This is a genomic window from Psychrobacter sp. 1Y4, assembly GCF_051847555.1.
On sequence record NZ_JBPYDE010001143.1, the window covers coordinates 1 to 521 of the forward strand.

Annotated in this window: 1 protein-coding gene; it reads left to right on the forward strand. The window is 41.7% G+C overall.

Annotated elements, in window-relative coordinates:
- Positions 1-13: 13 nt before the first annotated feature.
- Positions 14-521, forward strand: a 508-nt coding sequence (locus ACS8FC_RS20840) for a transporter permease (protein WP_459112996.1), incomplete at its 3' end; no start/stop codon positions are given.

A 521-nucleotide genomic window follows, 5' to 3' on the forward strand; every position in this document is an offset into this window, starting at 1 on the left:
GACCCTATATCTTATAGCGGCCATAGTAATTTCTATTGCATTGGGTTACACCACTAAAATCAATATTGGCTTGTTTGCGATTGTGTTCTCATACCTTATCGGCTGTTTTGGTATGCAGCTAAGCGCTTATGAGGTTATTAAGCTATGGCCTCTGAAGATTTTCTTTGTGATTTTTGCCGTGACGCTCTTCTATAATTTCTCCTTGGCGAATGGCGCGTTAGAAAAACTGTGTGAACATTTGATATACAAGTGTCGACATTTCCCAGCATTTTTGCCGCTGGCTATTTTCTTTGCTGCGACAATTGTAGCAGCTTTAGGAGCCGGTTATTACACGGTTCTTGCCACGATGGCACCGATGATTTTGTTGTTATCCAAAAGAACCAACTTAAACATTATTATTGCAACCTTGTCTGTGAACTATGGAGCGCTAGCGGGTGCCAATTTTATCACTTCACAGAGTGGCGTTATTTTCAGAGAGCTTATGAGCGGTGCTGGTGTGGCCAATGACAACACTTTTACAT